Genomic DNA, 17215 nt, shown 5'->3' with positions numbered 1-17215 from the left:
CTACCGCTGCCCGTCCGGTGATGCGATAGAGCTTCGGGGCGAAAGAGGGCGGATGCAAGCGGCAAGTCACATCACCAGCGCGGAAAGGCGCCGCCGCCGCTTCGGGCTCAGGCCGCAGCTGCTGCTGCTGCTGTTCGTGCTCAACCTGGTCGCGGCGGTCGCCTATTCGGCGATGCTCTACACGATCGACCGGCGCGAGATCATCGCCGGGATCGACGACAAGCTGCGCACCGCCGCCCATGCCGTGCATGAGATATTGCCCGAGGACTATCACCCGCGCGTCCACGGGCCCACATCGATCCCGCCGGCCGAGTTCGATCGGCTGCAGCAGACCCTGTCACGCTTCGCCGACCGGTCGGGCCTGGTCTATGTCTATACCTATATGCGCTTCGGCCGGTCGATCTACACCGTGTCGACCAGCGCCACGCCGCATGAGGTGGAGACGGGCACCCAGGTCCGCTACTGGACCCGCTACGACACCGCGCCGGCCAAGCTGTACCGCAGCTTCGCCGACGGGCTGGTCCGCTTCGACGAATATGAGGACAGCTTCGGCCGCTTCCGATCGATCTACATGCCGATCAAGGCCTATGACGGGCGTAGCTATGTGGTCGGCGCCGATGTCGAGCTGGCCTCGCTCGACCGGCGGCTGAACGACGCACTCAACAAGTCGGTGATGGTCGGCCTGGCGATGTTCGTGCTGGCGATGATCGTCGGCAGCCTGCTGATCAACCGGATCGTCGGGCCGCTGGTGCGCCTGACATCCTACACCCGCAACATCGAGGAGCGCAGCTTCCAGTCGAACGAGGAGGAGCTGCAGGCGATGCAGGCGATCAGCGGCGCCCGCGCGGACGAGGTGGGCAGCCTGGCCGAGGCGATGTCGGGAATGATCGTGCGGCTGCAGCGCTACCTGATCGAGATGGAGGCGGCGACCGCCGCCCGCGAGCGGGTGGAAGGCGAGCTTTCGGCGGCGCGCGACATCCAGATCGGCATGCTGCCGCGCCAGTTCCCCGCCTTTCCGGGACGCGGCGACATCGACGTCCACGCCTTGCTCGATCCCGCCAAAGAGGTGGGCGGCGACCTCTATAATTATGCGATGATCGACGAACACCGGTTGTTCTTCGTGATCGGCGACGTGTCGGGCAAGGGCGTGCCGGCGGCGCTGTTCATGGCGATGACCAGCACCCTGTTCAAGGCGGCGTCGATAACCTCCACCTCGGCGGCCGGGCTGATGGCGCGGGTCAATGCGGAGCTGGTGCGCGACAATGTCGCCAACCTGTTCGTCACCGCCTTCGCCGGGATCATCGACCTGCGCGACGGCCATGTCGAATATAGCGATGCAGGGCATGAGGCGCCGTTCCTGGTGCGCGCCGACGGCAGCGTCTCGCGCCTGCCCAAGCCCGAGGGCATGGCGCTGGGCGTGTTCGACGATGCGGAGTTCGAGACCGCGACGGTGCGGCTGGAGCCCGGGGACTCGCTGGTGCTGTTCACCGACGGCGTTTCCGAGGCGACCGCCGCCGACGAGGAACTGTTCACGGTCGACCGGATCGCCGAGACGCTGACCGCGCAGGCCCGTGGACGAAGCGCCGAGGCGATCACCGCCGGCCTGTCCGAGCGGGTCAATCTTTTCGTGGGCAGCGCGCCGCAGTTCGACGATATCGCGATCCTGGTGGTGCAGTATCGGGGCTGACCGGCGGGGAACGTCCGGCAATACGGCCACGCAGCGTGTCAACCAAATTTTGTTCCAAAATGGATGCCCACCTCGCCTGATGTGGCGCGAAGGACACAGTTTTTTTATCATTTCCTTTCGTGCGATGATGGCGGTTGCGCTGGTGACTCGCTGTCTCCTAGGGAGCCCCCGCTGCGGCTAACCCGCAGAAAACGTAAGGGGAATATAATGAAGAGCTATGTTCTGGCGGCTGCTTTCGCGGCCTGTTTCGCCGCGCCCGCCATGGCCCAGGAAGCGTCCGCCTTCACCGGTTTCCGCGTGGAAGGTCTTGTCGGTTACGACAATGTCGGCGCGCCGGGGATCAAGAACCCGGACGGTTTCCTCTATGGCGTGGGCGTCGGCTATGACATTGCCGCCGGCGGCGCCGTGATCGGCATCGAGGCCGACGTGACCGACTCCACCGCGAAGATCAAGCTGGCCGGCCCCGACATCGAGACCGACCGCGACCTCTATGTCGGCGCCCGCGTCGGCACCGTGCTTGGTTCGGGCCTGCTCTATGCCAAGGCCGGCTACACCAATGCGCGCATCGAGGTGAACGGCTTCGGCGGCTCGAACGAGGACGGCTTCCGCCTCGGCCTCGGCTATGAATATGCGATCTCGGCCAAGTCCTTCGTGAAGGTCGAATATCGCTATTCCAACTATGAGGCCGATGTCAGCCGCAACCAGGCGGTTGCCGCCTTCGGCGTCCGCTTCTGATCATCGAAGGGGCCCGGCACGCGCCGGGCCCCTTTTCGCGCGGTCGGATCTGCGAAACTTTACGGAGATGACGGCGGCTTCCCGGCGGGGAAGTATCGCCTCCGTAACTTGGTCCGGAATCGAGCGGGTTCCGCTTTCCCTACGGTAGCCGATCTGTCCCAATAGCGGGCTAGGGCGTGACAAGATGTTTGGCGTGAAGCGAAACGATCCACCGTCGGAGGGCATATGGCGCGCAAGGCTGCGAAGAGCGGGAAGGGCAAATCCAACACTGAACTGATGGAGGTGATGGAGCGCTACATCCGCTCCAGGGGCGAAGCGTTCCTGTCCCGGCCGAACATCAACGCCGTCGGTATCGGCTACAAGATGGTGGGCGGCAAGCGCACCGACCAGCTCGCCGTCCAGTTCTCGGTCGATTCCAAGGTCGCGGTGCCTGAGAGCCTCGATTCCGAGCCGATTCCCGAGACCGTCAGCTTCGAAGGCGTCGAGTTCCCGACCGACGTTGTCCAGCGCAGCTTCAAGACCGATTATCAGCTCGTCGCCGCGCCGCAGAAGGATCGCCGCAAGCAGCGGCTCGATCCGATCGTCCCTGGAGTCAGCATCGGCCATCGCAGCGCAACCGCCGGCACGCTCGGCGCGATCGTGATGGATCGGCAGAGCGGCCTGCCGGTGATGCTGTCCAACTGGCATGTCCTTCATACCCCCGAAGGCGAGATCGGCGATCCCGTCGTCCAGCCCGGCCGCTATGACGACAACCGGACCGACGAGAATGTCGTCGGCACGCTGGTGCGCAGCCATCTCGGCCTCGCCGGTGATTGCGCGATCGCGAGCCTCGACGCCCGGCATTTCGACGGCACCATCCTCGATCTGGGCAGGGCGGTGAACCGGATCGCCAAGGCCGAGCTCGACGACAAGGTCGTCAAGTCGGGCCGAACCACCGGCGTCACCCGCGGCGTCGTGACGCGGGTCTCGATGGTCACTCAGCTCAATTATGGCGACGGGATCGTCGAGAAGATCGGCGGCTTCGAGATCAGCCTCGATCCGAACTTCCGGCCGCCGTCCGACGAGATATCGAAGGGTGGCGACTCCGGCTCCGCCTGGATGGCGATCGGTGCCGACGGCAAGCCGAGCGACATCATGATCGGGCTGCACTTCGGCGGCGATGCCGAGGATTCCGACGGCGAATATGCGTTGGCCTGCCAGGCCCATTCGGTGTTCGAGAAGCTGGAGATCGAGCCGGTCCCCGCCAATGCGACGGTGCAGGAGGTCCGCGCGGAAAATGTGCTGGCGACCGGCTATGATCCAGCCTTCCTGGGCGAGGAACTGCCGCTGCCGACCTTCACCCCGACGGCGAGAAAGGATCTCGCCAGCCTCGATGAGAAGGCCGAGCTGCGCTATTGCCATTTCTCGGTCTGGCTGAGCCGGGCCCGGCGGCTGCCGCGCATGGTGGCGTGGAACATCGACGGCGCCACCATCCAATATCTCGGCCGCAAGGGGCTCGATTTCGTCAAGGATGAGCGCGGCGATCTCGAGGATTACCAGATCGGCGACGAACTCTACGCCGGCAATCCGTTCGATCGCGGCCATGTCGCCCGCCGCGCGGATCTGTGCTGGGGCAGCGACGAGGAGGCGGCCCGCGCCAATCGCGACAGTTTCTACTTCACCAACATGACCCCGCAGCACGAGCGCTTCAACCAGTCGAAGCTCAAGGGCCTGTGGGGCAAGCTCGAAAATGCGGTGTTCGACGAGGCCGAACCCGACGACCTGAAGGTCTCGCTGTTCGCCGGCCCGATCCTGGCCAGCGACGACCCGCATTACACGAAGCCCGATGAGGGACTCGACGTTCAGGTCCCCACCGAATTCTGGAAGATCGTCCTGTTTGTCGACCGAGGCGCGTTGGCATTGCGCGGCTTCATCCTGACGCAGCGCGACCTGGTGAAGAAGGTGGTCCGGGCCGAAACCCTCGAACTCGACGAGTTCCGCTGGTTCCAGGTGCCGATCGCGGACATCGGCGCGAAGACCGGCATCCGCTTCCCTGCGGTTTGGAACAAGCTGGAGAGGCTGCCGGCGCCGCAGGCGCTGGGTGCCGGCCCGGCGGGCGCGCGGCTGATCGAATCGGACGCGGATTTCTTCGCCTGATCGCCGCGAGCGGCAGGCCGTACGGAGGGCAGGGCATGAACAAGGTCATCGTCGTTCCCGACATCGACGGTAAGCTTCGGATATCCTGTGGCGGGGAGATCGTGGAACTGATCATCGCCTCGCCCGAGGGCAAACAGATCGGTTGGTCGGGCGATTCGTTTACACCTTCCACGCCCTTCTTGATGACGGACGTGTTCAGCACCGCCCGGACCTTCTTGCGCCTGTCAGGCGGCGTGGCGGGGCTCACCACATTTGATGAGGCGGTGGCGAGTGGCTTCAGAACGCTGATCGATGACCCGCTGACCGAAAATCCGCAGGGCGTGGAATATTCGCAGGTAACCACCGTCGATTTCCATTCGATGGCAAAGCTCTCCAGGGGAATGAGCGAACTGGGATCCGTGGTGATCCGGTTCCAGGGGATCGGGGAGCCGTGAGCGACCCGCAGGGATTGACGGCTGCCGGCACCGCACTGCGCGAAACCTCCAAATGGCTGGTCGGCGGCGTCGTGGCGACGGCGGCGAGCGTTTTCGCCGGAAGCTCATTGTCCAACCTGGGTAGCCTGGACCCGCGAGCGGACACGCTTCGGCTAAGCCTTGCGGTGGCTGGCATCGCCATCGGCTTCGTCGGTCTCTATCTGATCCTGAAACGGGCGATCGCCGTGCTGACCGTGGACAGCGTCAATTTCCGGCAGCTCGCCGCCGCCGATGCCGGAACGGAGCTGGCCATCATCAGCGAGGCCGTCGACCGGAAATATGAACATGCTTTTCCGCCCGGCATCTCTTCGTGCGAGGCCTTCGTATCCCGAGTCGATCAGGTTAAGGCGCGGGGCATCGAAGATGCGGAGGCGCACCGGTTTCTCCAGCAGGCCAAGGCGTTCAACGATCTGATCATGCCGGATGCGGGCTTCCTGTATGTCCGCCTCAAGTTCGACCGTCTCGTCGCCATTCTCCCGGCCGCAGTCGCCCTGGTGATCTTCGGCATCGGCATCTTCGCCTGGGCGGCGAACCCGCCCGAACCGGCCGCACCGAAGCCGGCATTTGCTCTCTCCCTGACCAGCCATTGAGAGCTGGAACGTCGTGCCTTTTATCTGCTCCGCTCACCCTGAGGAGGGGCTGAGCGGGATGCGTCAGATTAAGGCATCTTGCTCCAGGGATCCCGGCTCAGCCTGCGCCGCCCAGCACCATCCTCGGCCGCTCCACCCCGTGCATCTTGCGCAGGTAGAGCCGCATATTGCCGATCGCGCGCTCGACGTCCGAAACCGGGGAAGGGGGCATGGTCGCCGCCCGCGCCATGTGCGGGCACTGCTCGACCTCCCAGGGCATGAAGTTGAAATCGGTGCCGGCCTCCAGCATCCAGATGATCGGATAGGGCCGGCCGAACATCACCCCCTTCAGCTCCTCCGATCCGATCAGGTGGAGCGAGACATCGCCCGCATTGCCCGCCGCTATCACCAGATCGGCGACGTCGAAGGAGAGGGCGAGGCAGGCGGGCCGCGAGAATTTGGTGACGCGGAAGCCGAGATCGAGATCGGGGCCGATGAAGTCGATCGCGCGGACGCCTTCGCCGCCGGACAGCTCGGGAATCTCCAGCTCGATGTTGCGGGTGCCGAATTCGGCGAGCCAGGCGGTGCCCTTCAGCCGCAGCGGCAGATCCTCGAGATAGCGCTCCTCATAGGCGTTCATCGTGCGGATCAGCGCAAGCAGCATGTTGACCAGCGCCTCCGGGCTTTCGGGGGTGGCGACGAAGATCACCTCGTCCCCCATCACCTTCCACACCTCGACCACCGGCGTCTCGCCTTCCTCCAGGAAGGCGAAGCCGACCTGGCCGGCCAGCATCAGCGGGAAATTGGTGAAGAAGGTGCGGAAGGTGTCGAGCCAGCTGCTGCCATCGGCAAAGCGCCCCTTGAACTGGGTGGAACCGGCCATGTCGACCGAGAGGAACAGCCGCACCATCGAAAGCCTCCTGGCAAAAGCGCCCGCGTCCCCCAACGCCGAGGCCTATCAAAATCCGTGGACGGTTAGAAGGTCGCCTTCACCGACAGCAGCGCGGTGGCGCGCGCATTCCGTCCGGCCTCGAGCGGGCTCTTATAGTTGCTGTCGATATAGGTGGCCGAGATTTCGAGCCTGTCGATCGTGTAGGTCAGGCCCGCCGACCAATCCCATTTCTCGTCATAGCTGCCATTTTCCCGCCCGACATTGACCGAGGCGGTGAGCGGGGTGCCCAGGACAGCCACGTCCGCGCCGAGGCTGGTGTAGAGATTGTCGCCGGTGTTCCACTGCTTGGGGGTATAGGCGACGGTGGCGGTGGCGGTCACGGGGCCGATGGTGTGGGCCAGCGTCGCCTGCGTCTCGACATAATCGGTGTCGACGCCGTTCGGATAGAAATAGCCGAGCACCGTCGCGCTGTAGTTCCAGCCGCCGACCGATCCGGCATAGCCACCATACAGATCGATTTCGGCATGGGCGCCGCCATAGTTGGAGATGCTCGACAGCCAGGTGCCGGCGAACAAGCCCGAATGGAAGCTGATGTCGGCGCCGCCCTGCACGGCGGGCTTGCGGTTGGTGTAGCTGATGCCGCGGAAGCGATAGTCGGAGACGATCGCGGCGTTGTAGGCGATCGAGACCGCCGGGGGTTCCGCCTCCGCCTGGGCCAGCGCCGCCGTCGGGATGAGGAGCGCCGCCCCCAACAGCGACCGGATCATCCGGATCATCGTGCCCCCCACATGCCCAGATCATGGCCCGCAATGGCCGCTACGTAAACATGCTTTGTTACATATAGCGATGCGGTTACATCCGGGCGAGTTCGCGGATCACGCTGCGGACATGCTCGACATGCGCGCCGGCCGCGGCCTCCGCGCCTTCCCCGTCGCCAGCCGCGATCGCGCGGGCCATCGCCTGATAGTCGGCCAGCCTGATCCCCTGCATCCGGGGCGAGGGATATTGGGCATGGATGATGTGCGTGCCGATGCCGGGGAACAGCCGCTGCAGCTCGCGATTGCCGCCGATCAGCAGCAGGGTGCGGTAGAAGCGCCGTCGCGCCGCGCTGAACTGCACGGGCTCCCCCGCTGCCGCCTCGGCCAGGTCGGTGATCGCGCGCTCCAGCGCATCGGCATGATCCGGGCCGAAGCGCCGCGCGGCGCTGCGCGCGACCAGGCGGGTCATCGTCTCGGCGACGTCGAGCACCTCGAAGCATTCGGCGAGGTCGAGCCGCCGGATGGCCGGCGAGCGGTTCGGGCTGAGATCGACCACGCCGCGTCCGGCGAGGTGCTGCATCGCCTCCCGCACCGCATTGCGGCCGACCTCGAAACGCTGCGCCAGTTCGGTCTCGACGAGCCGCTGGCCCGGCACCATCCGCCCCGCCTCCAGATCGCCGAGGATGCCCAGATAGACGCGCCGCGCCGATCCCGAAGGCTCGGGGCCGGGCCAGGGCTCGGCAGGGCCGGAGGATGAGAGTGCCGCCATGTCGATTGATTGTTCCACAATCCTGTTCCATAGTCGAGCGATAGATTCGCGGGAGGAGCCATATGGCCGAACTGTTCAACCTGGCGGGCAAGACCGCCCTCGTTACCGGCGCTTCGGCGGGGCTGGGCGCCCATTTCGCCGAAACGCTGGCGCGGGCCGGGGCGGCGGTGATCCTCGCGGCGCGTCGCGCCGAGGCATTGGCCGAGGTGGCGGGGCGCATCCGCGCGGCGGGGGGGCGCGCCGAGGAGGTCTCGCTCGACGTCAGCAGCCCCACCAGCATCGCCGGCCTCGAAGCGCGCCTCGCGGAGGTCGACATCCTGGTCAACAATGCCGGCGTCGTGGTCGAGAAACCCTTTCTCGAGCAGAGCGGGGAAGACTGGGACCGGGTGGTCGACACCAACGCCAAGGGCATGTTCCTGCTCACCCAGGCGGCCGCGCGGGCGATGCAGGCGCGGGGGCAGGGCGGATCGATCATCAACATCGCCTCGATCCTGGGCCTGCGGCAGGGCGCCCATGTCTCGACCTATGCGGCGTCCAAGGCCGCCGTCATACAGATCACCAAGGTGGCGGCGCTGGAACTGGCCCGCTCGGGCATCCGCGTGAACTGCATCTGCCCGGGCTACATCTCGACCGACCTGAACCGCGACTTCTGGGAGACCGAGCCGGGCAAGGCGATGATCCGGCGTATCCCGCAACGCCGCCTCGGCCAGCCCAGCGACCTGGACGGGCCGCTGCTGCTGCTCGCCTCGGACGCGTCCGCCTACATGACCGGATCGGTGATCGTCGCCGATGGCGGCCACCTGACCAGCACCCTTTGAACGGAGAAATGGAATGACCGAACGCGCCCGCGCGATCGCGGCCAAGGTCGAAGCCTTCGTCCGCGAAACCGTGATCCCCTATGAGAAGGACCCGCGCGCGACATCGCACGGCCCGACCGATGAGCTGGTGCAGGAGATGCGCGGCAAGGCCCGCGCGGCGGGGGTGCTCACCCCGCACATCCTGCCCGACGGATCGCACCTCAGCCAGCGCGAAACCGCAATCGTGCTGATCAAGTCTGGCCTGTCGCCGCTGGGGCCGCTGGCGGTGAACACCATGGCGCCCGACGAGGGCAATATGTACCTGATCGGCAAGGTCGGTTCGGCCGAGCAGAAGGCGCGTTTCCTCGACCAGCTCGTCGCGGGGGACAGCCGTTCGGCCTTCTTCATGACCGAGCCGGCGGCCGAGGGCGGCGCGGGCTCCGACCCGTCGATGATGCAGACCCTCTGCCGGCTCGATGGCGACCATTGGGTGATCAACGGGCGCAAGGCGTTCATCACCGGCGCCGCGGGCGCGAAGGTGGGGATCGTCATGGCCAAGTCGGAAGACGGCGCCTGCATGTTCCTGGTCGACCTGCCCGATCCGGCGATCCGGATCGAGCGGGTGCTGGACACCATCGACAGCTCGATGCCCGGCGGCCATTCGGTGGTGGCGATCGACAATCTGCGCGTGCCCGCCAGCCAGATGCTGGGCGCAAGCGGCGAGGGCTTCAAATATGCGCAGGTGCGGCTGAGCCCGGCGCGGCTGTCGCACTGCATGCGCTGGCTGGGCTGCGCGATCCGCGCGCAGGAGATCGCCAGCGACTATGCGTGCCGGCGCGACGCCTTCGGCAAGAAACTGATCGACCATGAGGGCGTCGGCTTCATGCTGGCCGAGAACATGATCGACCTGCAGCAGTGCGAACTGATGATCGACTGGTGCGCGGGCGTGCTCGACAGCGGTTCGCTGGGAACGGTCGAAAGCTCGATGGCCAAGGTCGCGGTGTCGGAGGCGCTCTATCGCGTCGCCGACCGCTGCGTGCAGGTGATGGGCGGCACCGGGGTCTCGGGCGACACCGTGGTGGAGCAGGTGTTCCGCGAGATCCGCGCCTTCCGCATCTATGACGGCCCGACCGAGGTGCACAAATGGTCGCTCGCCAAGAAGATCAAGCGCGACCATGCCAAGGCTGCCCAGAGCCAGGCCCACGCGGCATGAGCGCAGGCGCGGGCCAGAGCGAGAATGAGGGCACGACGGCGGTTCGCGCCGGCTTCGCCTTCGACGAGGCGTCGCTGGCGCGCTGGATGGAGGCGCATGTGCCGGGCTTCGCCGGCCCGCTGACCGTCGAGCAGTTCAAGGGCGGCCAGTCCAACCCCACCTACAAGCTGGTGACGCCGGGCAAGGCCTATGTGCTGCGCCGCAAGCCGCCGGGCCAGCTGCTGAAGGGCGCCCATGCGGTCGAGCGCGAGGCGAAGGTGCTGATCGGGCTGGGCAAGGCCGGATTCCCGGTGGCGCATGTCCACGCGCTGTGCACCGACGATGCGGTGATCGGTACCTGGTTCTACATCATGGACATGGTGGAGGGGCGCATCTTCTGGGACGCGACCATTCCCGAGGTGTCGGCCGCCGATCGTCCGGCCTATTTCGACGCGATGAACGCGACGATCGCCGCGCTCCACAATGTCGATTACGAGGCGGTCGGCCTGGGCGACTATGGCAGGCCCGGCAATTATTTCGAGCGTCAGATCGGCCGCTGGTCGCAGCAGTATCGCGACGATGCCGAGGCCGGGCGCGATGCGAACATGGACAGGGTGATCGACTGGCTGCAGGCGAACATCCCGCCCGGCGACGAGACCGCCATCGTCCATGGCGATTTCCGCATCGACAACATGATTTTCCATCCCACCGAGCCCAGGGTGCTGGCGGTGCTCGACTGGGAGCTGTCGACGCTGGGCCATCCGCTGGCCGACTTCGCCTATCATGCGATGATGTACGATATGCCGCCGCACATCGTGGCGGGGCTGGCGGGGGCCGACCTCAAGGCGCTGAACATCCCGTCGGAAGAAGATTATATCGCCGCCTATTGCGCGCGGACGGGACGGAACTCGATCCCCAACTATCGCTTCTATACCGCCTTCAATTTCTTCCGGCTGGCTGCGATCTTCCACGGCATCAAGGGCCGCGTGATCCGCGGCACCGCCGCTTCCGCCCAGGCGGCAGCGCGGGCGAAGCTGTTCCCGGAACTGGCCGCGATCGCCCGCGCGCAGATCGGGTGAGGGCGTTTCAGGGGTGGCGCCTGCCCGCCACCGCCGGCACCTTCGACGCCACCACCTCGGCCTTCGCCCGATCGATCGACCAGAGGGTGCGGCCGCCCTTGCTATCCCAGGCAATCGCCTGCCCGCCGGTCGGCGTCGCGATCGTCGCGACCTGTTCGAGCACATCGCCGCTTTCCGGCAGGCGCAGCGCATAGAGCTCGGGCCGGTCGTGGCCGGTCACATAGAGCAGCCCGTCCCGCCCCCAGGCGCCACCCGACGAACTATAGGGCGCGAAGCGGCCGAGCAGCGCATCGGGGAAGCGGAATACGCCCTGTTCGGCGAAGTGTCGGTCATAGCGCACCAGCACCGTCGACCTGTGATCGCGCCCAGGCTCGCCGCCCCTGCCGTCATAATGGGCGAAGCAGGCCCACCAGCTTCCGGCATGCCAGCTGATCCAGGTGAGCGAACCACGCGCCCGGCCCAGGCGGTGCGTGCGCAGATGCTCCATCCGGTCGAGATCGAACCACTCGACCGAGCTTTCCATCGGCACCGCAGGATAGTTGGAAAGCGCGCAGACGAGCCGCCGGCCCCGCAGCGAGCAACTGTTCATATGGACGAAGCGGGCGGGATCGCCGCGCCATTCCGCCACGCGCCGATGGGTGCGGCGGTCATATTTGCCGATGGCCGCATTCGAAATGGCGTAGACGAAGCGCGCGTCGGCGACGACGCCCTGGTGGGCCTCCGCTGCGGGGAAGCGTTCGATTTCGGTGGCGGGAGCAGTGGCGGCCAGCGCGGCGGCAAGGAGCAGATCGATCATCGCCGGTCCGCTAGCAGGCCATGATGACGGTTGGATGATCCCCGCCGATTATGACAGCCGCGTCATCGCGGCGACGCAAAGCCGCCCATGAGCCGTAACCGGCCCGACCGGAGCCGGCGCTATCGGACCGGGCATGACAATGCGCGATCATGGCCGGCGGCTGATCCTCGCCGGGGGTGCCCTGGGCGTGGCGATGGGGATCGGCGTGGCGATGCTGTCCGCCTCGACCCCCACCGGCGTCCGGCCGCTGCCGGCGCCCGCCGCGCCCGGCGGTGGATCGGATCTCTCGGTGCTCACCTATAATGTGAAGGGCCTGCCCTGGCCGGTCGCGATCGGCCGCGACGCCGATCTGGAGCGGATCGGCGAGCGGCTGGCCGCCTATCGCCGCACCGGCCGCCAGCCATCGGTCGTGGTGCTGCAGGAAGCCTTCACTGACAGCGCCAAGCGGATCGCGGCGATTTCGGGCTATCCGCATGTCGTGAACGGCCCGGCGCGCGAGGCGATGCCGATGCCGCCCGCGAACCCCGTGCAGCGGGCCTTCGTGCGCGCCGGATCGATGCTGACTGGCGAGGGCCTGGGCCGCCGGCTCGACAGCGGGCTCCTCATCCTGTCCGATTATCCGGTGCTGGCGGTGAAGCGGGTGCCCTTTCCCGCCCATGCCTGCGCGGGTTTCGACTGCCTAGCCAACAAGGGGATGGTGATGGCGCTGGTCCGCGTGCCCGGCGTCGACCGGCCGGTCGCGGTGATCGCCACCCATCTGAATGCCCGCAAGGCCGCCGGCACCGATGTCGCCCGTGCCGACCAGGCCTGGCGCTGGCAGGTCGAGACGCTCGACGGCCTGGTCCGGACGGCGCAGGCGATGCGGGTTCCGGCGATCGTCGCGGGGGACCTGAACGTCGGCAAGTCGCGGCCGCGCGTCACATGGATGCGGGCGTTCGCCGCGCGCTGGAGCGGCGAGGCCGAAGGTGGAGGCGGGGCGCTGGCCCGCTGCCTTGCCGCCTCGGCGAATTGCTGGATCGAACCCGGCGACGATGCCGCCCGGGCGCTGCGCCACAACAAGGACTGGCAGATCGCGGTGCCGGGCGGCGGCGTCGCGCTGAGCGCCAGCGGGGTGGAGGCTCCGTTCGGCCGTGAGGCCGATGGCGGCATGCTGTCCGACCATATCGGCTATGTGGTCCATTACCGGATCGGCGAGCGACGCCCCATCATGCTGGCCCTGGCCCCCGACCCGGCGAGAAGCGGGGCCCCGGATCAGGCCCGGCCTGACGACGTGCTGACGAAGCCGTGCTGCGTTCTATTTGCTGGTGAGCGTCCAGACGCCATCCCAGTCCGGGGCGGGGGGGGTCTTCATGAAGGCGCGGCAGCGCTCGACATACATGGCCGAGGGGCCGTCGCCCGGCATCGCCTTGAGCGCGGTGAGGAAGGCCTGCTCGGCATCGGCCCATTGCATGGCGCGATAGGCGGCCAGCCCTTCGGCATAATGTTCGAGCATCGCACCCAGGCCGCGATCGACCTCGTCGGCGCGGTAGCCGAGCGATTCATGGACGCCGACCGGGAAATCCTTGCCCTTCACCCGGATCAGGTCGATCTCGCGCACCAGCTTCGGATCGGCCAGCCGGGCATGGGTGAATTCGGAGAAGAGGATCTTCGAGCCATAGGCCTTGTTCGCGCCCTCCAGCCGCGAGGCGAGGTTCACGCTGTCGCCGATGACGGTGTACTCCATGCGCTTGATCGAGCCGATATTGCCGACGATCACGTCGCCGGTGCTGATGCCCAGGCCGATGTCGATCGGCGCCTCGCCCATCTCCACCCGCTTGAGGTTGAGCGCCTTGAGCTCGACCAGCATCTGGTTCGCGGTGGCGATCGCGTTGTCGGCGTCGTTGGGGCCGGCGAAGGGCGCGCCGAACAGCGCCATGATCGCGTCGCCGATATATTTGTCGAGTATCCCCTTATGCTCGAAGATGACGTCGACCATCTCGGTGAAATAGCTGTTGAGCATCGTCACCGTCTCGCGCGCGCCGATCTTCTCGGCGATCGTGGTGAAGCCGCGCACGTCGGAGAACAGGATCGAGACGGTCTGCGCCTTGCCGGTCAGCTGGTCCTCGCCGGCCTCCAATAGCTGGTCGGCGACCTCCTTGGACATGTAGCGTGCCATGGTGGAGCGGACGCGCTTCTCACTGGTGATGTCCTCCATCACCAGCATCGATCCGATCACCGCGTCATTGGCGTCGACCAGCGGCGCGGCGGTGAGGTTGATCGAGGAGGCGGCGCCGTCCTGGCCGACCAGCTCCGCATCGACCGCGATATAGGCCTCGCGGTCGCGGTCGGTACGTTCCAGCCGCTCGGCGATCCAGCCGTTCCGGCCGGTGAAGGCGTCGTTGGCGGGGGTGCCGATCAGCGCGTCCGATGCGTTCATCAGCTTGCGGGCGGCCTCGTTGGCGGTGACGATCCGGTGCTCCTCGTCGAAGGTGATGACCGCGTTCGAGGTGCTCTTCAGGATGCTCTCGTTATAGTTCTTCATGTAGAGCACGTCGTCGAACAGCCGGGCATTCTCCAGGCATACCGCGATCTGGGCGGAGAAGGCGCGCAGGCGGGCCTCGTCCTTCGCGGTGAAGGCCGCCGCGTCGCGCTTGTTGAGGATCTGGGTGACGCCGATCCGGGCGCCGCTCTTATCGAAGATCGGCTGGCACAGGATCGAGCGGGTGACGAAGCCGGTCGCCTTGTCGACCTCCTGGTTGAAGCGCGGATCCGCATAGGGATCGGCGATATTCTCCGCGATGCCGCTGGTGAACACCGCGCCGGCGATGCCGCGGTTCGAGGGCAGGCGGATCTCGCGGACCATGTCGCCATCGGCGAACAGCGAGAACAATTCGTCGGTCTTGCGATCATAGACGAACAGGGTCGATCGCTCGGCGTTGAGCAGGTCGGCGGTGGTGCGCATGATCCGGGCGATCAGCAGCTCCAGCTTGAGCTCGCCGGCCAGATCGTTGCTGACCTCCAGGATCAGCTGTTCCTCGCGCAGCGCCTCGACCATCAGCTGGAAGCCACGGTAGATGTCGGCATATTCGTCGGTGGAGATGACCTCGAGCTTGACCTGCTCGAGATCGCCGCGCTCCACCATCCGCATATTGTCGATCAGCTGCGACGCCGAGCGCGACACCTCATGCGCGGTGAGCAGCGCCATCAGCACCGATCCGAGCATGCAGACGAGGACGACGCCGGTGATCCAGATATAGAGCGGCATCATCATCGACGCGGTCGGATCGATGCCCTGGAGCAGGAACATCCGCTGCACCTTGAACACGATCGAGGCGGCGAAGAAGATCAGTGGCAGGGCGGCGACGAAGATCGTCAGGTAGAGCAGCTTGCTCTTGAGCCGGATGGCGACGAGGCCCTGCTGATATTCGGCGGGCAGCGGGCCCAGCTCCTTCGACAGGCGGATGATCGTCGGCACCAACGCGCGGCTGACCCCGAAATATTCGAAGATGGCGTGGGTGGGCGAGGCGAAGAACAGGCAGGTCGCGGCGAACACGATGATCTGCCAGGGGGCCATGCCGGCGTCGAAGAAGTAATTGCCGGCGGGCAGGACGATGCAGACCATCACGCCGACCAGCGGGCCATGCAGGAATGTGACCCGCATGAAGCTGTAGAAGGGCAGATTGAGCGCGCGGACGACCGCTTCGGCAAGCACCTCCTGCGACGGGACGGTGCCGGCATCGAGCGCTCTCAACGCCTTGTCGATCGGCCGGTAATGGCGGACGATCAGATAGCAGTCGGACAGGTTGTAGACCGCGACGACGATCGGCGTCAGGCCGATCAGGATGATCCATTGCCGGAGCGCGAGTTCGAGCCCGAACAGGCCGAGCGACATGGTGATGACGATCGCCGCCGCGCAGCCGCCCTGGTAGAGCCACATCAGCCGCCAGAACAGGGCGCGCGCCGACGGCGGCGCTTCGCCGATCGGCGCGATCGGCTGCATCTCGGTCATGTCGGCGACAGGCTGGGGCCGTGCGTCACGCCGTCATTCCCCATCTCCCCCGTTCGTCCTCGCAATCGCCGCGCATGGCGTGGTCCCCCTGATCCCGATGTGCCGCCCCGCGCGGCATCATACAAGCGCCATGCGAGCGGCGCCTCCTCCGATCGACGGCATGGGCCGCGCGATCCCCATGGGCGCGATGAGGTTTCAAAAGGATTGGCATCGCCCCCTCGTCGACAATTAACCCTGTTTCGCAAGCGTTTCCACACCATGAAGATTAGCCTGATCTAGAAATTTGCGCCCTAGCCTGGGCTGCATCGAAGTCGTTCTTCGCCCGTTGTCCCCCCGGAGGGGCGTGGCAGGCGCGGACACTGGCTGGATGCGGTGATGGTGTTGCGTTGCGTATCGCGTGTCCTGGCGCCGGGGCTGTCTGCCCTGCTGGCGCTGGCGGCACCCGCCCATGGCGATGGCGGAAACGGGGCGCCCGGCCCCGACGGAGTCGGCCGTCTCGTCTGTGCCGCGCCCGGTGGGCGCGCCGCGGTGGAGGACGGCAGCGGCTGGGTGGTCGGTGCCGCCGACACCGTGGTCACCGCCGCCCATATCCTGTTTCCGGCGGGCGGGCCGGTCGATCCGCGCGCCTGCACCTTCCGGCTCTATGGGCCCGACGGCAGCGTTCGCGCGGCGGCGCGGGTGGCCTATGCCCGATCGCCCTGGTCCGATACCGCCCGCCGCGACGACAGCGCGCAGGATGTCGCGGTGCTCAAGCTCGACCGGCCGATGCCGGTGACGCCGATCGCCCTCGCCGCGCGGGCGCGGGGGGGCGCCGTCCAGCCAGTACGGCTGCTTTCCTTCCCGGCGGGCGGCGGCGACGGCCCCTCCGCGACGACGGGAGAGGCGCGGGCCTTTCCGCTCGGGCCGGTGCGCGACGCGGCGGGCGGGCTGCACGTCTCCGATCCCGGGCGGTTGTTCGCGAGCAGCGCGGCCTCGGCTCCCGGATCGTCGGGTGGCCTGTATCTGGCACGCGGCGGCGCGGTGGTCGGGCTCCATGTCGGGCGGATGTGCAGCGGGGACGAATGCTTCGGCTTCGGGCTGCGCTTCGACGCGGCGGTGACGGCGATGGTGGCGATGGTCGCCGCCGACGACGAGGCCCGGCCGCTGCGGATGGCATTGCGCTAGTTCCTCCCCGATCCTCCCTGCCGCGTAGCGGTGGGGAGGGGGACCGCGCCGAAGGCGTGGTGGAGGGGGCGACGGCGAAGCCGGCGCCTTGCGCCGTCACCCCTCCACCACTCGCTGCGCGAGCGGTCCCCCTCCCCATGCTTCGCATAGGGAGGATCTGTGGCCAGCCCGGTCTGCACG

Annotated in this window: 14 protein-coding genes and 1 pseudogene; 10 read left to right on the top strand and 5 right to left on the bottom strand. The window is 66.9% G+C overall.

The genetic code is table 11. From position 1 onward, the window contains the following. The first annotated feature begins 52 nt into the window (after positions 1-52). From CMV14_RS20320 to CMV14_RS20300, 5 genes are all read left to right on the top strand, one after another. Positions 53-1687, top strand: a complete 1635-nt coding sequence (locus CMV14_RS20320; protein WP_066966931.1) for a PP2C family protein-serine/threonine phosphatase — start codon at positions 53-55, stop codon at positions 1685-1687. Between the two features lie 207 nt (positions 1688-1894). Further along, positions 1895-2422, top strand: coding sequence for an outer membrane protein (locus tag CMV14_RS20315; protein ID WP_066966927.1), 528 nt, complete (start codon positions 1895-1897; stop codon positions 2420-2422). A 225-nt stretch (positions 2423-2647) separates the two neighbouring features. Continuing rightward, the gene (locus CMV14_RS20310) at positions 2648-4558 is read left to right on the top strand and encodes a DNA/RNA non-specific endonuclease (RefSeq protein WP_066966924.1); all 1911 of its coding nucleotides are present in this window, start codon (positions 2648-2650) and stop codon (positions 4556-4558) included. Between the two features lie 35 nt (positions 4559-4593). Beyond that, positions 4594-4992 carry a hypothetical protein gene (locus CMV14_RS20305; protein ID WP_066966921.1) on the top strand — a complete coding sequence of 133 codons (399 nt, stop codon included), beginning with the start codon at positions 4594-4596 and terminating at the stop codon, positions 4990-4992. Next, positions 4989-5621: a hypothetical protein gene (locus CMV14_RS20300; protein ID WP_066966918.1), complete on the top strand. Its 633-nt coding sequence runs from the start codon at positions 4989-4991 to the stop codon at positions 5619-5621. The genes CMV14_RS20305 and CMV14_RS20300 overlap by 4 nt, the downstream gene beginning before the upstream one ends. A 97-nt stretch (positions 5622-5718) precedes the next feature. Here the strand turns inward: CMV14_RS20300 and CMV14_RS20295 are convergent, their stop codons facing one another. The 3 genes from CMV14_RS20295 to CMV14_RS20285 all read right to left on the bottom strand — a co-directional run bounded on the left by CMV14_RS20295 (position 5719) and on the right by CMV14_RS20285 (position 8037). Then, a complete protein-coding gene (locus CMV14_RS20295; RefSeq protein ID WP_066966915.1) occupies positions 5719-6510 on the bottom strand; it encodes a hypothetical protein in 792 nt (263 codons plus the stop codon). Between the two features lie 65 nt (positions 6511-6575). Beyond that, complete coding sequence (locus CMV14_RS20290) at positions 6576-7268, bottom strand: TorF family putative porin (protein ID WP_083216010.1); 693 nt, start codon at positions 7266-7268, stop codon at positions 6576-6578. Positions 7269-7344: 76 nt separating this feature from the next. Continuing rightward, entirely contained in the window at positions 7345-8037 is a 693-nt protein-coding gene (locus CMV14_RS20285; RefSeq protein ID WP_238147102.1) for a GntR family transcriptional regulator, read from the bottom strand. 44 nt (positions 8038-8081) lie between these two features. Between CMV14_RS20285 and CMV14_RS20280 the strand changes: the two genes are divergently transcribed. Genes CMV14_RS20280 through CMV14_RS20270 form a run of 3 tightly spaced genes read left to right on the top strand, consistent with a single transcriptional unit; the run spans position 8082 to position 11087 of the window. After that, positions 8082-8837 (top strand): SDR family NAD(P)-dependent oxidoreductase, encoded by a 756-nt coding sequence (locus CMV14_RS20280; protein WP_066966908.1) that lies wholly within the window; start codon positions 8082-8084, stop codon positions 8835-8837. 13 nt (positions 8838-8850) lie between these two features. Then, positions 8851-10029, top strand: coding sequence for an acyl-CoA dehydrogenase family protein (locus CMV14_RS20275; RefSeq protein ID WP_066966904.1), 1179 nt, complete (start codon positions 8851-8853; stop codon positions 10027-10029). Continuing rightward, the gene (locus CMV14_RS20270) at positions 10026-11087 is read left to right on the top strand and encodes a phosphotransferase (protein WP_066966902.1); all 1062 of its coding nucleotides are present in this window, start codon (positions 10026-10028) and stop codon (positions 11085-11087) included. Before CMV14_RS20275 ends, CMV14_RS20270 begins: the two co-directional genes overlap by 4 nt. A 7-nt stretch (positions 11088-11094) precedes the next feature. Here the strand turns inward: CMV14_RS20270 and CMV14_RS20265 are convergent, their stop codons facing one another. Continuing rightward, positions 11095-11883 carry a hypothetical protein gene (locus CMV14_RS20265; RefSeq protein WP_066966899.1) on the bottom strand — a complete coding sequence of 263 codons (789 nt, stop codon included), beginning with the start codon at positions 11881-11883 and terminating at the stop codon, positions 11095-11097. Between the two features lie 133 nt (positions 11884-12016). Between CMV14_RS20265 and CMV14_RS27635 the strand changes: the two are divergent. Continuing rightward, positions 12017-12772 (top strand): annotated as a pseudogene (locus CMV14_RS27635) (endonuclease/exonuclease/phosphatase family protein); the annotation flags it as partial. Positions 12773-13177: 405 nt separating this feature from the next. Here CMV14_RS27635 and CMV14_RS20250 read toward each other — a convergent pair. Continuing rightward, a complete protein-coding gene (locus CMV14_RS20250) occupies positions 13178-15871 on the bottom strand; it encodes an adenylate/guanylate cyclase domain-containing protein (RefSeq protein ID WP_066966890.1) in 2694 nt (897 codons plus the stop codon). Between the two features lie 375 nt (positions 15872-16246). On the opposite strand from CMV14_RS20250, the gene CMV14_RS20245 reads away from it, so the two are divergent. After that, positions 16247-17035, top strand: a complete 789-nt coding sequence (locus tag CMV14_RS20245) for a trypsin-like peptidase domain-containing protein (RefSeq protein ID WP_066966886.1) — start codon at positions 16247-16249, stop codon at positions 17033-17035. The last annotated feature ends 180 nt before the right edge of the window (positions 17036-17215 follow it).

It is taken from the genome of Rhizorhabdus dicambivorans, from assembly GCF_002355275.1.
GTDB classification, from domain to species: Bacteria; Pseudomonadota; Alphaproteobacteria; order Sphingomonadales; family Sphingomonadaceae; genus Rhizorhabdus; species Rhizorhabdus dicambivorans.
This window is presented reverse-complemented; position numbering and strand designations above follow the sequence as displayed.

Bases quoted from the DNA above. Each gene is read 5' to 3' on its own strand.
- CMV14_RS20280 (WP_066966908.1), top strand. From the start codon at position 8,082: ATGGCCGAACTGTTCAACCTGGCGGGCAAGACCGCCCTCGTTACCGGC.
- CMV14_RS20305 (WP_066966921.1), top strand. From the start codon at position 4,594: ATGAACAAGGTCATCGTCGTTCCCGACATCGACGGTAAGCTTCGGATA.
- CMV14_RS20250 (WP_066966890.1), bottom strand. From the start codon at position 15,871: ATGACCGAGATGCAGCCGATCGCGCCGATCGGCGAAGCGCCGCCGTCG.
- CMV14_RS20295 (WP_066966915.1), bottom strand. From the start codon at position 6,510: ATGGTGCGGCTGTTCCTCTCGGTCGACATGGCCGGTTCCACCCAGTTC.
- CMV14_RS20270 (WP_066966902.1), top strand. From the start codon at position 10,026: ATGAGCGCAGGCGCGGGCCAGAGCGAGAATGAGGGCACGACGGCGGTT.
- CMV14_RS20265 (WP_066966899.1), bottom strand. From the start codon at position 11,883: ATGATCGATCTGCTCCTTGCCGCCGCGCTGGCCGCCACTGCTCCCGCC.
- CMV14_RS20245 (WP_066966886.1), top strand. From the start codon at position 16,247: ATGGTGTTGCGTTGCGTATCGCGTGTCCTGGCGCCGGGGCTGTCTGCC.
- CMV14_RS20290 (WP_083216010.1), bottom strand. From the start codon at position 7,268: ATGATCCGGATGATCCGGTCGCTGTTGGGGGCGGCGCTCCTCATCCCG.
- CMV14_RS20275 (WP_066966904.1), top strand. From the start codon at position 8,851: ATGACCGAACGCGCCCGCGCGATCGCGGCCAAGGTCGAAGCCTTCGTC.
- CMV14_RS20310 (WP_066966924.1), top strand. From the start codon at position 2,648: ATGGCGCGCAAGGCTGCGAAGAGCGGGAAGGGCAAATCCAACACTGAA.
- CMV14_RS20315 (WP_066966927.1), top strand. From the start codon at position 1,895: ATGAAGAGCTATGTTCTGGCGGCTGCTTTCGCGGCCTGTTTCGCCGCG.
- CMV14_RS20320 (WP_066966931.1), top strand. From the start codon at position 53: ATGCAAGCGGCAAGTCACATCACCAGCGCGGAAAGGCGCCGCCGCCGC.